Source organism: Diaphorobacter sp. J5-51, assembly GCF_001023515.1.
Taxonomy (GTDB): domain Bacteria; phylum Pseudomonadota; class Gammaproteobacteria; order Burkholderiales; family Burkholderiaceae_C; genus Diaphorobacter; species Diaphorobacter nitroreducens.
Genome location: NZ_JSYI01000054.1, coordinates 1 through 15,540, shown reverse-complemented (window position 1 = coordinate 15,540; position 15,540 = coordinate 1). Strand labels below are relative to the sequence as shown.

General features: G+C 67.6%; 17 protein-coding genes. 8 read left to right on the top strand and 9 right to left on the bottom strand.

The genetic code is table 11. The features are described 5' to 3' along the window. The first annotated feature begins 87 nt into the window (after positions 1-87). From OX89_RS07445 to OX89_RS07440, 3 genes are all read left to right on the top strand, one after another. The gene (locus tag OX89_RS07445) at positions 88-1,287 is read left to right on the top strand and encodes a threonine ammonia-lyase (RefSeq protein ID WP_047350127.1); all 1,200 of its coding nucleotides are present in this window, start codon (positions 88-90) and stop codon (positions 1,285-1,287) included. Between the two features lie 107 nt (positions 1,288-1,394). Next, the gene (locus tag OX89_RS18820; protein WP_012655207.1) at positions 1,395-1,556 is read left to right on the top strand and encodes a hypothetical protein; all 162 of its coding nucleotides are present in this window, start codon (positions 1,395-1,397) and stop codon (positions 1,554-1,556) included. Between the two features lie 335 nt (positions 1,557-1,891). Continuing rightward, positions 1,892-3,763, top strand: coding sequence for a phosphoenolpyruvate carboxykinase (GTP) (locus OX89_RS07440; RefSeq protein ID WP_011803548.1), 1,872 nt, complete (start codon positions 1,892-1,894; stop codon positions 3,761-3,763). A 177-nt stretch (positions 3,764-3,940) separates the two neighbouring features. Here the strand turns inward: OX89_RS07440 and OX89_RS07435 are convergent, their stop codons facing one another. Beyond that, positions 3,941-4,381: a hypothetical protein gene (locus OX89_RS07435; protein WP_047350126.1), complete on the bottom strand. Its 441-nt coding sequence runs from the start codon at positions 4,379-4,381 to the stop codon at positions 3,941-3,943. Between the two features lie 123 nt (positions 4,382-4,504). Here OX89_RS07435 and OX89_RS07430 point away from each other — a divergent pair, with 123 nt between their 5' ends. The 3 genes from OX89_RS07430 (at position 4,505) to OX89_RS07420 (ending at position 6,873) form a co-directional block, all read left to right on the top strand. Beyond that, positions 4,505-5,476, top strand: coding sequence for a LysR family transcriptional regulator (locus OX89_RS07430; protein ID WP_047350125.1), 972 nt, complete (start codon positions 4,505-4,507; stop codon positions 5,474-5,476). Between the two features lie 16 nt (positions 5,477-5,492). Next, positions 5,493-6,338, top strand: coding sequence for a metallophosphoesterase (locus tag OX89_RS07425; protein ID WP_047350124.1), 846 nt, complete (start codon positions 5,493-5,495; stop codon positions 6,336-6,338). Between the two features lie 112 nt (positions 6,339-6,450). Further along, on the top strand, positions 6,451-6,873 hold the full coding sequence (locus OX89_RS07420) for a universal stress protein (protein WP_047350123.1): 423 nt from the start codon (positions 6,451-6,453) through the stop codon (positions 6,871-6,873). On the opposite strand, the gene OX89_RS07415 is transcribed toward OX89_RS07420, so the two are convergent. Both OX89_RS07415 and OX89_RS07410 read right to left on the bottom strand, forming a co-directional pair. Continuing rightward, positions 6,874-7,506, bottom strand: coding sequence for a TetR/AcrR family transcriptional regulator (locus OX89_RS07415; protein ID WP_011803543.1), 633 nt, complete (start codon positions 7,504-7,506; stop codon positions 6,874-6,876). It lies immediately after the preceding gene. Positions 7,507-7,576: 70 nt separating this feature from the next. Beyond that, positions 7,577-8,488, bottom strand: a complete 912-nt coding sequence (locus tag OX89_RS07410) for a LysR family transcriptional regulator ArgP (protein WP_011803542.1) — start codon at positions 8,486-8,488, stop codon at positions 7,577-7,579. An 87-nt stretch (positions 8,489-8,575) separates the two neighbouring features. Between OX89_RS07410 and OX89_RS07405 the strand changes: the two genes are divergently transcribed. Further along, the gene (locus tag OX89_RS07405; protein ID WP_047350227.1) at positions 8,576-9,916 is read left to right on the top strand and encodes a D-amino acid dehydrogenase; all 1,341 of its coding nucleotides are present in this window, start codon (positions 8,576-8,578) and stop codon (positions 9,914-9,916) included. A 12-nt stretch (positions 9,917-9,928) separates the two neighbouring features. On the opposite strand, the gene OX89_RS07400 is transcribed toward OX89_RS07405, so the two are convergent. Next, complete coding sequence (locus OX89_RS07400; protein ID WP_011803540.1) at positions 9,929-11,119, bottom strand: ABC transporter substrate-binding protein; 1,191 nt, start codon at positions 11,117-11,119, stop codon at positions 9,929-9,931. A 135-nt stretch (positions 11,120-11,254) separates the two neighbouring features. Continuing rightward, entirely contained in the window at positions 11,255-12,037 is a 783-nt protein-coding gene (locus OX89_RS07395) for an alpha/beta fold hydrolase (protein ID WP_047350122.1), read from the bottom strand. A 106-nt stretch (positions 12,038-12,143) separates the two neighbouring features. Between OX89_RS07395 and OX89_RS07390 the strand changes: the two genes are divergently transcribed. Continuing rightward, positions 12,144-12,704: a flavin reductase family protein gene (locus OX89_RS07390; protein WP_047350121.1), complete on the top strand. Its 561-nt coding sequence runs from the start codon at positions 12,144-12,146 to the stop codon at positions 12,702-12,704. A gap of 37 nt (positions 12,705-12,741) precedes the next feature. Here OX89_RS07390 and minE read toward each other — a convergent pair whose 3' ends face one another. The 4 genes from minE to pssA form a co-directional block, all read right to left on the bottom strand. After that, positions 12,742-13,008 (bottom strand): cell division topological specificity factor MinE, encoded by a 267-nt coding sequence (gene minE / locus OX89_RS07385; RefSeq protein WP_047350226.1) that lies wholly within the window; start codon positions 13,006-13,008, stop codon positions 12,742-12,744. A 5-nt stretch (positions 13,009-13,013) separates the two neighbouring features. Continuing rightward, the gene (minD, locus tag OX89_RS07380; RefSeq protein ID WP_011803536.1) at positions 13,014-13,829 is read right to left on the bottom strand and encodes a septum site-determining protein MinD; all 816 of its coding nucleotides are present in this window, start codon (positions 13,827-13,829) and stop codon (positions 13,014-13,016) included. A 52-nt stretch (positions 13,830-13,881) separates the two neighbouring features. Further along, positions 13,882-14,649 (bottom strand): septum site-determining protein MinC, encoded by a 768-nt coding sequence (gene minC, locus OX89_RS07375; RefSeq protein ID WP_011803535.1) that lies wholly within the window; start codon positions 14,647-14,649, stop codon positions 13,882-13,884. Positions 14,650-14,881: 232 nt separating this feature from the next. Beyond that, positions 14,882-15,478 (bottom strand): CDP-diacylglycerol--serine O-phosphatidyltransferase, encoded by a 597-nt coding sequence (pssA, locus tag OX89_RS07370; protein ID WP_199856225.1) that lies wholly within the window; start codon positions 15,476-15,478, stop codon positions 14,882-14,884. Positions 15,479-15,540: the final 62 nt, after the last annotated feature.

Below are 15,540 nucleotides of genomic sequence, written 5' to 3'. Positions count from 1 at the left end.
GGCTTCTAGCGCTCGTCCACCAAGCGCAAGCAGCTATTTTTACAATAGCAAAACTGCTTCACCTGGCGCGCTGCGCCACAATGCACCATGCTGACCTTCCAAGACATCCAGCACGCCGCTGAGCGCCTGCGCGGCCAGGTACTCGAAACCCCCTGCGTCGAATCGCGCACGCTCTCGCAGATCGTGGGCGCACAGGTGTTCCTCAAGTTCGAGAACCTGCAATTCACCGCCTCGTTCAAGGAACGCGGCGCCTGCAACAAGCTGAGCCAGCTCACTCCCCAAGAACGCGAGCGCGGCGTGGTGGCCATGAGCGCGGGCAACCATGCCCAGGGGGTGGCCTACCACGCGCAGCGCCTGGGCCTGCGCGCCGTGATCGTCATGCCGCGCTTCACCCCCGGTGTGAAAGTGGAGCGCACGCGCGGCTTTGGTGCCGAGGTGGTGCTGCACGGCGACACGCTGGAGGAAGCCCGCCAGCACGCCTACCAGTTGGCGGAGCAGCAGGGCCTGACCTTCGTGCACCCCTACGACGACGAGGCCGTGGCCGCCGGCCAGGGCACGCTGGTGCTGGAGATGCTGGCCGCCCAGCCCGACCTGGATGCGCTGGTGGTTTCGGTGGGCGGCGGCGGGCTGCTGGCCGGCATGGCAACGGCGGCGCGGGCCATCAAGCCGAACCTGGAGATCATCGGCGTGCAGACGGCGCGCTTCCCGGCCATGGTGAATGCCATCAAGGGCACGCACCACGCGCAGGGCGCGTCAACCATCGCCGAGGGCATCGCCGTGGGCCAGCCCGGAAAGATGACGCAGGAGGTCATTGGCCGGCTGGTGGATGACCTGCTGCTGGTGGACGAAGGCGACATCGAGCAGGCGGTGCTGATGCTGCTGGAGATCGAAAAGACGCTGGTGGAAGGCGCGGGGGCCGCCGGGCTGGCCGCGCTGGTGCGCCACCCCGAGCGCTTTCGCGGCAAGAAGGTGGGGCTGGTGCTCAGCGGCGGCAACATCGACCCGCTGCTGCTGGCGGCCATCATCGAGCGCGGCATGGTGCGCTCCGGCCGGTTGGCGCGCATCATGGTCAGCGCACGCGACGTGCCCGGCGTGCTCGCCCGCATCACCGCCCTCGTGGCCGAAGCGGGCGCTAACATCGAAGAGGTGCACCACCAGCGCGCCTTCACCGTGCTGGCCGCGCAGAACGTGGAGATCGAACTGGTGCTGCAAACGCGCGGCAAGGCCCACATCCAGCAGGTGCTGGACCTGCTGCGCGCCGTGCAGATGGAAGCCGAGTTGCGCTGAGAGCGCCATGCCGCACGCGCGTGCGGGTAAGGCCCGTGCACGCGCGGGGGCGTTGTGGCTACACTTGTCCCCCATCAAGGCACCAGACCCCACAGGAGACCGAACCCATGGCCCATGACCACCCCATCGCCCCCAACGCCGCCGACGTCGAGGCCGCCACGGCCACCGATGCCGCCGAGTCCGTGGTGCATCTGATTCCCGTCGTGATCCCTGCGGTGGGTGCGGCCATGATCTTCCTGCTGGCCTTCATTGCGGTGTACATGGCCTGAACGCACCGCCCGCTCGCCACCCAGCCCCGCCTCTGCGGGGCTTTGTTTTTTGGTGATCGCGTTTTGCACCGACGCCATGACACGCATAACGTCATGTGTTTTTTGCATGATTTAACCCCCTGTCCGACAGACAAATCGGGGGCGTCTTCATAAAATCGTCACCCCAGCCGACCTGTGCAGGGGTGCCACCGCGGTACCCCCGTTTCGCCAGCCGACTGAGTCCCAGCGGTTTTTTCAAAGGCAGCGCGCAGATCGGTTCAGCGCGGGCCTGTGCGTCGTGACCCGGTTCGCTTCCTTTGAAAAGACTGTTTTTCAACTTCAAAGAAGCCTTCCCGATGAACGCACCCACCATGCCCGTCCTGGACATCCAGGCGCCCGCATACGTCAAGAACGCCAAGCTGATCGCCTGGGTGGCCGAAATGGCCGCGCTGTGCAAGCCCGCCCGCATCCACTGGTGCGACGGTTCGCAGCAGGAGTACGAGCAGTTGTGTCAGCAACTGGTGGACGCCGGCACGTTCAAGAAGCTGAACCCCGCCAAGCGCCCGGGCAGCTACCTCGCGTGGTCCGACCCGTCGGACGTCGCGCGCGTGGAAGACCGCACCTACATCTGCTCGGAGAAAAAGGAAGACGCCGGCCCGACCAACAACTGGATGGCCCCGGCCGAGATGCGCGCCACGCTGCAGCCGCTATTTGACGGTTGCATGGCCGGCCGCACCATGTACGTGGTGCCCTTCTCCATGGGCCCTCTGGGCTCGCACATCGCCCACATTGGCATCGAACTGACCGACAGCGCCTACGTGGCCGTGAACCAGAAGCTGATGACCCGCATGGGCAAGGCCGTCTATGACGTGCTCGGCACCGACGGCGAGTTCGTGCCCTGCATGCACACCGTGGGCGCCCCGCTGGCCGCAGGCCAGAAGGACACCACGTCCTGGCCCTGCAACCCCCAGGTCAAGTACATCGTCCACTACCCCGAGACCCGCGAGATCTGGTCCTACGGCTCGGGCTACGGCGGCAACGCACTGCTGGGCAAGAAGTGCCTGGCGCTGCGCATCGCCTCGACCATGGGCCGCGACCAGGGCTGGCTGGCCGAGCACATGCTGATCCTGGGTGTGACCAACCCCGAGGGCAAGAAGTACCACGTGGCCGCCGCTTTCCCCAGCGCCTGCGGCAAGACCAACTTCTCCATGTTGGTGCCGCCGGAAGCCGGCTTCGCCGGCTGGAAAGTCACGACCATCGGTGACGACATTGCCTGGATCAAGCCCCATGCCGACGGCAAGATGTACGCCATCAACCCCGAGGCCGGTTACTTCGGCGTGGCCCCCGGCACCAACATGCACACCAACCCGAACTGCATGCGTTCGCTGGACAAGGACGTGATCTTCACCAACGTCGCCCTCACCGACGATGGCGATGTATGGTGGGAAGGCATGGAGAAGGACACCGGCAAGCTCCCGGACCACCTCATCGACTGGCAGGGCAAGGACTGGACACCGCAGATCGCCAAGGAAACCGGCGCCAAGGCCGCGCACCCCAATTCGCGCTTCACGGTGGCCGCCACCAACAACCCGGCCCTGGACCCCGAGTGGGACAACCCCGCCGGCGTGGCCATCGACGCCTTCATCTTCGGCGGCCGCCGCTCCACCACCGTGCCGCTGGTGACCGAGGCCCGCAGCTGGATGGAAGGCGTTTACATGGCCGCGACCATGGGCTCCGAGACCACCGCCGCCGCCTTTGGTGCGCAGGGCGTCGTGCGCCGCGACCCGTTCGCCATGCTGCCGTTCTGCGGCTACAACATGAGCGACTACTTCCAGCACTGGCTCGACATGGAACACAAGCTGGAGGAGTCCGGCCACCAGCTGCCCAAGATCTTCTGCGTCAACTGGTTCCGCAAGGGCGAGGACGGCAAGTTCGTCTGGCCCGGCTATGGCGACAACATGCGCGTGCTCAAGTGGATGCTGGACCGCATCGAGGGCACGGCGCAAGGCGAGCCGACCATGTTCGGCATTGCTCCGCAGTACGCCGAGATCAACTGGACCGGCCTGGACTTCAGCACCGAGCAGTTCAAGACGGTGACCAGCATCGACAAGGCTGCCTGGGCCGAAGAACTGAAGCTGCACACCGAGCATTTCGACAAGCTGGCCTACCACCTGCCTCAGGAACTGCTGGCTACCAAGGCCGCGCTGGAGAAGCGTCTGGCGGCCTGACCGCCCTGCCTCGGCTCGGCATGAATTCAGCCGGGCCTACACACACAACCCCGCGACCACATCTGTGGCGCGGGGTTTTTTCATGAATGTGCCCCGGACGAAGCTGCCGCGCACATAGCAAAAAGGGCACCCGAAGGTGCCCTGTTGTCGGTTGGCGCGGGGTCGCCGCGCGGCCGTTCAGCGGTAACGGCGCAGGTCGTCCACCGCGATGCCGTTCATCGCACGGCTCAGGTCGGCCATGATGCGGGCGTCGCGCAGTGCGGCATTCCAGGTGCGCTCGTCCTCTGCCGCACGCCGGTACGCATCCGACCAAGCCTTGGCAGCGGCACGCAGGCCCAGCACCGCGCTGCGCGCAGGTGCCGCCAGCAACGCCATTCCCGCGAAAGCGATCACCCACATCACCATCCAGCCGGCCAGCATGTGGCCATCGTTCCAGGTGTCCATGACCTGGTTGGCCACGACAAGCAGCGCGGCGACCAGCGCCGCCAGCAGCAGCGACGTTGCGCCGCGGGTGCCGTCAAAGCGGGCAACGGTTTGCTTCAGATGGCTTGCGGCCTCTTCAATGCGTGCAATGCCGTGGTGCTGGACAGGAACATCGATGTGTACAAACTTCGTCATGATGCGACTCGTACGCCACTGTTGGCGAAATTGCCGGGCGGTGCAGCAATACTAGGGTTTACCCTGGTTTGTGTCTAATTTATATGTTGAATCACCCATATTCATCCGTGTGATGATTGCGGCATGCAGCCATTGAACTTTCGCACGCTGGATCTCAATCTGCTGCGCGTCTTTGACGAGGTCATGGCCGAGCGCAACCTGACCCGCGCCGCCGAGAAACTGGCCATCACACAGCCCGCCGTGAGCAACGCACTGCGCCGGCTGCGCGAGGTGCTGGGCGACGAGCTGGTCACGCGGCGCGGCCACGGCGTGGAGCCCACGCCGCGGGCACTGGCCCTGTGGCCCGCCGTACGGCACGCATTGGCACAGTTGCAGGAGACACTTTCCCCCGGGCGCTTTGACCCGGCGTCCGCTCAGACGACCTTCGTTCTGGCGATGGCCGACGCCACGGGTGCCACGCTGATCCCGCCACTCATCGAGATCGTGGAACGCGAGGCCCCCGGCGTCTCGCTGCGCGTGGTGCCGCTGACCACGCGCGACCCGCGCCGCCTGCTGGACGACGAGAGCGCCGACATGGCCGTGGGCTACTTCCCCGCCGTGCTGGCCGACCTCACGGCGCGGGCGCAGTCGGACAACGTGGTGGCGCACGAAAGCACCCGCCTCTACGATGGCCAGTACGTGTGCGTGATGCGCGCGGACCACCCGCTGGCCGCCGTGCCGATGACGCTGGACCTGTACTGCGCCGCGCGCCACCTGCTGGTGAGCTTCTCGGGCAAGCCCTTCGGCTTCATCGACGGGGCATTGGCCGCGTTGGGACGTGAACGCCGCATCGTGCTTACCGTGAACCAGTTCTTCACCGCGGGACGGGTGGTGGCCACCACGGACCTGCTCACCGTGCTGCCGCGCCACTTCGTCGGCGTGGCCAGCGTGCGCGACGAACTGGTGTGGCGCCCGCTGCCCATGACGCTGCCGCCCGTGCACGTGGACGCACTGTGGCACCGCCGGCGCAACCACGACCCCGCCCACCGCTGGCTGCGCGAGGCGATTGCGCGCGCCGCGCGCAACACGCCCGCCCCCATCCACCGCCAGGATTGACCCCACCCACTCACCCATGAAGCTGCAACTGCTGTCCGACCTGCACCTGGAAGCCCACCCGCATTTCACCCCCAGCCCCGCCGTTGGCGCCGATGTCCTGGTGTTGGCCGGCGACATCGGCTCTTACCAGGCCGGCTCGCTGCTGTCGGACGACGACTTCGGCCTGGCGCGCTTCTCCCCTCTGCCGCAGTACGCCGGATGGCCCACGCCAGTGGTCTTCGTCCCTGGCAACCATGAATACGACATGCAGGACTTCGACGCCGCGCATGCGCGCCTGCGCCGCATCTGCGACCGGCTGGGGCTGATCTGGCTGGAGCGTGAGAGCATGGTGCTGCAGGGGGTCCGCTTCGTTGGAACGACGCTGTGGAGCGACTTCGACGCGCTGGCCGACCACGCGGCGATCACCGACCCGGGCCAGCGACTGCAGCGGCGCGAGAAGGCGTTCCGCGCGGCCAATTTCTATCTCTCCAAGACTGGCAGCACCCGCCAGGGTGTGCCCTTCCTGGCCGCCGAGTTGCGCGAACAGGCCCTGGTTTGCCAGTCTTGGTTACGCAACGCGCTCGCACAGCCCTTTGCGGGCACGACGGTGGCCGTCACGCACTTCGCGCCCAGTCTGCTCAGCGCCGATCCGCGCTACGGCCTGGTGCCGGGCACAGCGGGGTTTTGCAATGCGCTGGACGACTGCCTGCCCCACGCCCAGCTGTGGCTGCACGGCCATCTGCATGCCCCCAGCGACTACCTGGTGCGCGGGGCCCGCGTGGACGGCACGCCCTGGAGCTGCCGCATAGTGGCCAACCCGCTGGGCTATGCCCGCAAGGGGGAGCAGGCAACCTTTCAGCCGCACTGCGTGCTCACCGTATGATGCGTGCGGGCCCTGCGCCCGCCACCGCGCACCGCATCAAAAATATGACTGAAGTCAAGACAACAGGCGCCAGCGCGGATTAGTCTGATTTCTCGTTTCCGGAGCACTTCGAATGAACATCCTGCTTGCTGTCGACGGCAGCATCTACACCAAGAAAATGCTGGCCTACCTAGCCGCTCACGACGAGATGCTGGGCAGCTCGCACACCTACACGGCCATCACCGTGCAGCCCCAGTTGCCTCCCCGCGCGCGCGCCGCGCTCGGCAAGGAAGTCGTGGACAAGTACCACGCTGAGGAAGGCGAAAAGGTGCTGTCGCCCGTCGTGAAGTTCATGGCGCGTCATGGCGTGCAGCTCAAGACCATGACCAAGGTGGGCCCGGCGGGCGAGACCATCGCCAAGGTGGCCGAGTCCGGCAAGTACGACCTGATCGTCATGGGCACGCACGGCCACGGCTCGCTGGGCAAGCTGGTGATGGGCTCGGTCAGCACGCAGGTGCTGGCCAACTGCCAGGTGCCGGTACTGCTGGTGCGCTGATCAGGCCACCCGCATGGCGGGGCCGCTCGCCAGGCCGCTCAGGCAGGTGTCCGCGGCCCAGTCGATGATGCACTCGTCCGCATAGCCGCGGTCGCGCAGCATGCCGAGCATGGGATCGGCATTGCGCGCCAGCAGCGCACACAAGATCACATCGGGCGGCAACTCGCGCCGCAGCTGTCCCTGGGCCTGCGCCTCGACGATCCAGCCGAGGATGCAGGCATGCACCTCCTGCATCGATGCCCGGTAGGCGTCGCAGGCGCGCAGCGCCTGGGCCAGCGCGGAGTTGCGGCTGGGCAGCAGCGGCACCTCGTCGGCCAGTTGCAACTGCAGCGTCCAGCACAGCAGCGCGTGCAGGCGCTGCATGGCGCCCAGTTCGGCCGGCAGCGCCGCCAGAAAGCGCTGCAGGCGCTCCACTACATGCACCATGGCGGCCGAGCACAGGTCGTCCTTGCCGGCAAAGTGTTTGTACAGGCTGGCCTTGGCAATGCCTACGGCCGCGGCGACCTCGTCCACGGTCATGGTCTCGAAGCCTTTTTCGCCCAGCAGGCGGCTCGCGGCCTCCACGATGGCATCCTCGCGCGCCCGGAGCATCTGCTCCTTGAAGGACGGACGGGGCGGCTGCAACGTGTTCATGCGGGCGATGTTAGCGAGCCTTCACCCCGCGCAGGCCGATAACCCTAAAGACCCCCATCCGCGTGTGCCGTCAGGCCGACAGGTACTGCGCCGCCGCGCTGGTGAGCGCATCGGCCAGCGCATCCAGCACTTCCGACTCCAGGTTCCATGAGTGCCAGTACAGCTGGATGGGCAGCGTATGGCCCGGCGCCAGGTCCACCAACCGGCCCTGCTGCAGCCAGGGACGTGCGAGCAGCTCGGGCACCACGCTCACGCCCCAGCCCGCGGCCACGGCGCGCACCTGGCCCTCCGAACTGGGCACGAACACGCGGCTGAGCGACACGCGTTTCAGGCCAAAGGTGCGCGTGACGAACTCGGCCTGCATATCGTCCTTGCGGTTGAACGAGACGAAAGGCACGTCGCGGAAGTTGTGCGCCGTGAGTCCTTGCGGCAGTTGTCGGCGCGCCAGCTCCGGCGCGGCCACGGCGACGTACTGCATCGCGCCCAGCGGCACCATGCGGCAGCCGCGCAGCGCGCTCTTCAACGTCGTCACGCAGCCCATCACCTGGCCCGAGCGCAGCCACTCCTGCGTGAAGTCCTGGTCGTCGGCAATGATCTCCAGCGGCAGGCGCTGGCGCACCAGGTCGCCGAGCGCGTCCACCGCCCAGGTGGCGATGCTGTCAGCGTTGATGGCGATGGCGATGCGCTCTTCCTCGCGGCCGCCGCCGCGCCCGCTGGGCATGAGGTCCTGCAGATCGCGCTCCAGGTCGGCGCGCAGCAGGCGCAACTGCTTGGTGTGCTTGAGCAGCAACTGCCCGGCCGAAGTGGGCTTGAGCGGCCGGCTGCGCACGATGAGCACCGAGCCCACCTGCGCCTCCAGCGCACGCAGGCGCTGCGACACGGCGGACTGGGTGATGTTCAGGCGGCGCGCGGCGCGCTCGAAACCGCCCTCTTCGACGATGGCGGCCAGGCATTCCAATGCGGCGGGGTCAAATGTGCTCACGGTCCGTATCCATTAGTCATTCTGATGAATTCCGAAGAAGTTTAATCACGCTTTTGTTTTTCATTGGGCCGCAGCACACTGCGCGCCATGAAAACCATCGTCCTGGGCGCCGGCATCATCGGCATTAGCACCGCCTGGCATCTGCGCGAGCGCGGGCATGAAGTCACTGTGGTCGACCGCCAGCCCGACGCGGCGCTGGAGACCAGTTTTGCCAACGCGGCGCAGATCTCGGTGAGCTACTGTGAGCCCTGGGCCAACCGCGAGGCGCCATGGAAGGCCCTCAAGTGGATGTTCGACAAGGAAGCGCCGCTGCTGTTTCGCCCCCAGCTCGACTGGGAGCAATGGCGCTGGTGCCTGAAGTTCCTGGCGCAGTGCAACGACACGGCCTTCGCACGCAACGTGCAGCAGATCGTGGCGCTGGGCGCTTACAGCCATGCCGCACTCAAAGAGCTGGTGCGCGTCACAGGCATCGAGTACCACCGGCTGGAACGCGGCATAGCGCACTTCTACACCGACCAGAAGTCCTTTGACGACGCGGCCCACGCCGTGGAACTGATGCGCCGCTTCGGCGTGCAGCGGCGCGTGGTCAGCCGCGACGAGCTGCTCGCCATCGAGCCGGCCTTCCGCGCTTACGGCGACCGCATCACCGGCGGCACCTACACCAGCACCGACGAGAGCGGCGACGCGCGCGTATTCACCCAGGCGCTGGCCCGCCGCTGCGCCGAGCGCGGCGTGCAGTTCCTCTACGGTCACGACGTGCTGCGCCTGAACCGCTCCGGCGACGCTATTGAATCAATAGCTATTCGCGCTCGCCAGGAAAGCGCTACAGGCCAAAAAGACCAAATACTGAAAGCCGATGCCGTGGTCGTTGCATGCGGCAGCTACAGCGCACCGCTGCTGCGGGGCGTGGGCGTGCACCTGCCCATCTACCCCGGCAAGGGCTATAGCGCCACGTTCCCGCTGCTCAAACCGGAGGGCGCGCCCATGGTTTCCACCATCGACGACGGCAAGAAGATCGCCATGAGCCGCCTGGGCAACGTGCTGCGCGTGGCCGGCACCATCGAGCTGGGCGGCTACGACCTGTCGCTGGACAGCCCTGTGGCGCGCGCACGCTGCCACATGCTGTCGCGCCGCATTGAGACCATCCTGCCCGGCGTGTGCGACACGCGCACGCCCGAGGAAGGCGGCGATCCACAGTACTGGACCGGCCTGCGCCCCGCCACGCCCACCAACATCCCGTTCATCGGCCGTACACCGCTGCACGGCCTGTGGGTGAACGCCGGCCACGGCACGCTGGGCTGGACGCATGGCGCTGGCTCGGGCAAGGCCATGGCCGAGCTGCTGAGCGGCGAGCGGCCAGCCATGGACTTCGCCTTTCTGGGCGACGACACGCCCGCTGCCGCCTACGGGGCGCCGCGCCTGGCCTGAGCGGCTCGCACCTCAGCGTTTGCGCTGCACCAGCAGGTTGCGCTTGGCATCCTCGGGGTAGGCGAAGGTCACCGCGCCGGCCTGCACCTTGCCCATCACCAGCATGTTGGGGGTGATGGCCTCTTTCTCCTCGGCCGAGAAGGGCCGCTCGTAGGTCGCCACCACGCCGTAATACACGCGCTGCAGGTTCTCCAGCGAATGCTTGAGGGCCGTGCCGTTGACCTGCCCGTCGCGGATGCCCAGCAGTGCATACATCAGCAGGTAGGCCGCGTCGTACCCTTGCGCCGCCGCCATCGGCACGGCCGGGCGGCCTTTGAAGGCGCGCGCGTAGGTGCTCAGGAACGAGGCGCGGCGTTCGTTGCTGGGTTCGGCGATGAAGGTCTGCGCCGTCAGCGCCCCCTCGGCGGCGTCCTTGCCGCCCTGGATGAAGAACGGGAACGACAGCGTCCAGCCGCCGACCTGCGGCACCTTCCAGCCCAGCTCCTTGCGACCTTGGGCAATGACGGCGTTCTCCGGCCCTACGGTGTAGCTGAAGATGACCTGTGCGCCCGCATCGCGCGCGGCCTGCAACTGGGGCGCCAGGCTCTTCACGCCCAGAGGGAAGTTGGTCGCGTACACGGGCGTGAGCTGGTGCGCGGCGAGCGCCGCTTCCACGTCCTTGCGCCCGGCCTGGCCGTAGCCCGTGTCGTCGGCAAAGAGGGCCACGCGCGTCCAGCCGCGGCGCAGGATGTCCTCCACCACGAAGGGCGCCTGGATGTTGTCGGGGGCCGAGGTGCGGAAGATGAAGCTCTGCGCCGCCGGATAAGTGCGTGTCACGGGGGTGCCCGTGGCGCACGGCACGATCAAGGGCAGCTTCGCCTGCTGGAACACGTCCAGCGATTTCATCGCCACGCCGGTGTTGCAAAAGCCCAGGGCAGCCACCACGCCTTCTCTGGCCAGTTCCTGCGAGCGTTGACGGCCGGTGTCGGGCGAGCCCTGGTCGTCCTTGACCACCAGCTCCACAGGCCGGCCCAGGTAGCCGCCCACGGCGTTGAACTGCTCCACCGCGAGCTGGATGCCCTGCAGCATGGGCGTGCCGAAGTCCGACGACGGCCCCGAAAAGGGGCCGATGACCCCCACCTTCACGGGCTGGGCGCCCGCCATGCCCGCCAACGCCCACAGCGCCAGCGCCCCTGCCCAGTGTCTGGGTCTCATGGCCATCATCGTGTCTCCGCAATGTTGTGAAAAACACTCCAGCCTAACCAAAAGCGCGGGCGCGCGATGTGGTTTATTGCGCAGCGGTGCGCGGTCGCGGTCAGGGGCGGGTAAGCGATTTGCGGTGAGGGACCGCGCACGCGTTCAGTGCAGCACTGGCGCCGGGCCGGCCAGGAAGTCCAGCAGCGCCGCCTCGAAACCCTCGGGGTCTTCAAGCTGCGGCCAGTGGCCCACGCCGGGCAGCAGCACGGCGCGCGCATCGGGCAGCACATGGGCCAAGGCGAGCAGTGCCTCGGGCGGAGTGCAGCGGTCGTGCTCACCCCCGATGAGCAGCGCGGGCACCTGCAGGCGCACAAGTTCCGGCGCACGCCGCGCGAAAGCCGTCAGGGCCTCCAACGCACGGCGGTAGGTGGCGGGCGGCACGCGGCCCATGGCGTGCCGTGCAAGCTGCAGCCCCTCGGGCAGCGCGCCGGGGCCGGCGTCGCGCGCCACGGTAGGGTCGGCCAGCCGGGCCATGTCCCGTCCATCGTCCAACCCCGCAAGGCGCGGCGCCACCCACACGGCGGTGGCGGCCTCGTCCAGCGCCGGGCCGCCGGCACACAGCACCAGCCGCCGCACGCGCAGCGGTGCCCGCACGGCGATCTCCAGCGCGAGCATCGCCCCCAGGCCGTGGCCGACCAGCACCACCTGCTCGCACCGCAGGGCATCGAGCAACAGCAGCGCACGCTGGGCCAGGCCCTTGAAGTTGTAGGGCTCCACCGGCGCACTGCCGCCATAGCCCGGCATGTCCCATGCCACGGCGCGGTAGCCCGCGGCGGCCAGGGTTTCCAGCGTCGGGGCAAAGCCCAGGTGATCGCCATCGGCATCGTGCAGCAGCAACACGGTAGGGCCGGAGCCGAGCAGGGAAAAGCGTGGAAGAAGAGACATCGCAGGGTCCAGGGCCGCAGGGCATGCGCGCTGCAGGCGCGCAGGTGCAGACTGATAATAGCCCTCCCATTGCCCTACGCGGCGCGCCCAGGGCGCCGCCCCCTTCGTGAACAGCCGCCTGCCCCACCCGCCCTCCAGCCAACCTCCCGTCTTCACGCCACGCGAGTTCCGCGACGCGCTGGGCATGTTCGCCACGGGCGTGACCATCATCACGGCGCGCGGGGAAGGCGGCGCGCTGATCGGCATGACGGCAAACTCGTTCAACTCGGTGTCGCTGGAGCCGCCGCTGGTGCTGTGGAGCCTGGGGCACAAGACGTCGTCGCTGCCCGCTTTTTCCCGTGCCACGCACTACGCCATCAATGTGCTGACGGTGGAACAGCGCGCCCTGGCCGAGCAGTTCGCCACGCGCGGCATCGACCGCTTCGCCGGCGTGGCCTACCGCCTGGGACGGAGCGGCGTGCCGGTGCTGGACGGCGCGGCGGCCGTGTTCGAGTGCTTCAACCGCAGCCAGTACGTGGAGGGCGACCACACGATCTTCGTCGGCCAGGTGGAGCGCTGCAGCCACCGGGAAGGCGCCTCGCCCCTGCTGTACCACGGCGGCGTGTTCTATACCGAGCACGCGCTGGGCCGCCTGTCGGCCAGCGCGGCGGGCCCGCTGGACAAGTAGCCGCCAGGGCTGTGGCCCGGGCGCTTGCCCCAAGTGCTTACTTGGCCGCCGTGTCGGGCAGCTCGATCTTGACTTCGAGCACTTCCAGGTCGTCCTGGCGCTCGAAGTTCACCTTCAGATCCTCGGCATTGATCTTCACGTACTTGGAGATCACCGCCACCAGTTCGCGCTGCAGTGCGGGCAGGTAGTCGGGCTGGCCGACGCCGCGGCCGCTGCGCTCATGCGCCAGGATGATCTGCAGGCGCTCCTTGGCCACCGAGGCCGTCTTTTTCTTCTCCCCCAGCAGGAAGGACAGCAGGGACATGGCCATTACCTCCCGCCGAAGATGCGCTTGAAGAAGCCGGGCTTGGCCGCCTCGATGAAACGCAGGGGCTTGTCCTCGCCCAGGAAGCGCGCAACCACGTCCTTGTAGGCCTCGGACACATCGGTGCCCGACAGGTGGATGGCGGGCAGGCCCTGGTTGGAGGCCTGCAGCACGCTCTCGGACTCGGGGATCACGCCGATGAGCTTGATGCGCAGGATGTCTTGGATGTCCTCCAGGCTCAGCATCTGTCCGTCTTCCACACGATGGGGGTTGTAGCGCGTGATCAGCAGGTGTTCCTTGACGGGCTCGCCGCCTTCGATGGCGCGCTTGGTCTTGCTGCTGAGCATGCCCAGGATGCGGTCGGAGTCGCGCACGCTGGAGACTTCGGGGTTGGTGACCAGCAGCGCCTCGTCGGCGAAGTGCATGGCCATCAGCGCACCGCTTTCGATGCCGGCGGGCGAGTCGCAGACGATGTAGTCAAAGCCCATGTCGGCCAGGTCCTTGAGCACCTTGCCCACGCCGTCCTGCGTGAGCGCGTCCTTGTCGCGCGTCTGGCTGGCGGCCAGCACGAACAGGTTCTCGCACTGCTTGTCCTTGATGAGGGCCTGGTTCAGGTTGGCCTCGCCCTGGATCACGTTGATCAGGTCATACACCACGCGGCGCTCGCAGCCCATGATGAGGTCCAGGTTGCGCAGGCCGACGTCAAAGTCGATGACGGCGGTCTTGTGGCCGGCGAGCGCCAGGCCCGATGCGAAGGCGGCACTGGTGGTGGTCTTGCCCACGCCCCCCTTGCCGGAGGTCACGACGACGATTTTGGCCATGTTCTGAGAGGTCCTTGCGTTGCGGTCTGTGGAGTAAGAAAGGGAAATACGGTCACAGCGGCTCGATGAGCAGCTTCTCGCCGTCCAGCCGCACCTGGGCCGGCTTGCCGCGCACGTTGTCGGGCAGCTCGGTCTCGGTGGTGCGGTAGATGCCTGCCACGGAGACCAGTTGCGGCTCCATGCAGGTGCTGAAAATCCGGGCGCTGGTGTCGCCGCGCGCGCCGGCGATGGCCCGCCCGCGCAGCGGTGCGTACACGTGGATGTTGCCGTCGGCGATCACCTCGGCGCCAAAGCTGACCACGGCCATCACCACCAGGTCCGAGCCGCGGGCATACACCTGCTGGCCCGAGCGCAGCGGCTTGTCCACCACCACGGTCCCCGGCGCCGGCGCGGGCACGGGGACCTCGCGCACGACCTCCACCTCGCGGATGACTTCGTGGACCACCTCGCGGGGAGTGTTCTCACGCGGCGCCTGCATGCGGGGGGGCGGCGCGTCGGGGGCGGCAATCAGGCCCGCGTCGTGCGCGTCCTGCCTCTGCGCGCTGCTGCCGCCGCGCACGGCCACGGGCTGCGTGCGGTGGCTGCGCAGCGTCTTGACCAGCGCGGCGAAGTCGATGGGCTGCGGCTCGTCCTGCACGGCCGAGAGGTCGATCAGCACCGGGTCGTTGTCGAAAAATTCGGGGTCGTCGGCCCTGCGGGCAGCCAGCTCGGCGGCGATGCTGGCCACGTCGGTGGTCTTGAGCACCATCGCCACCACGGGCAGCTGGGCACTCTTGAGGTCTAGGTGGGTGCGGGCCTGGCCCGCCGTATCAACGGCCATGAAGCGGTTCGGATGGGAAAAAAGACGCCGCGCACGGGCGCCGCCTCGAAGCCGCAAAGTGTACCTGCGCTGCGCCGCTGCCACCGTATCAGGACGTGCAGCGAACCCAGGCGCACCCCAGGCCTGGGCCGCCGCGGACCTGGCTTCGCCAGTCCACCGGCTGCGCCCCCCTTCCCGCCGCGCAGCGCGGCGAGAGAAGGGGAAAGGCGCGCCAGCGCCGCGGGGGGGATGCTCAGAACTTCGGAATGCGGATGCGGCTGATCATCAGCGAGCCCGACAGTGCGAACAGCAGCACCAGCGGGTGCAGCGTGAAACCGCCGATCGTCACCGACCCCAGCCACAGCTGGCCGCGCACCGCGCCCACGCTGGCGGCCACGGCCATCAGCCCCACGAGCACGATGGAGGTGGGAATCGGCGTGCCCTCGAAGTACTTGACCTTGCCCGACGGGCCCTCGGCCAGCGTTTCGGCCGTGATGTTGAAGCGCGCCAGGCGCGACACACCGCAGGCCACGAAAAAGGCCAGCACCACGCGGTCGTACAGCCCCTGCATGCCGCAGGCGTAGGCGATGATGGCGGGCGCCACGCCAAAGGAGATCACGTCGGCCAGCGAATCCAGCTCGCGCCCCATGGCCGAGCTTTTCTGCCGCCAGCGCGCGACGCGGCCGTCCAGCACGTCGAACACCAGCGCCGCCAGCACCAGCGCACAGGCGAAGTACACATGGCGCACGTCCGACGTTTCCAGATAGGTCATCGACGAGAACAGTGCCCCGACGCCGCACACCGCGTTGCCCAGCGTGAACCAGTCCGCGAGGTGGAACTCGCGAATCATCGAAAAGCGTTTGTGGGGAGATGTAATGGATGCCTCCCTCCCCACGGGGAAGTCGATCGCAG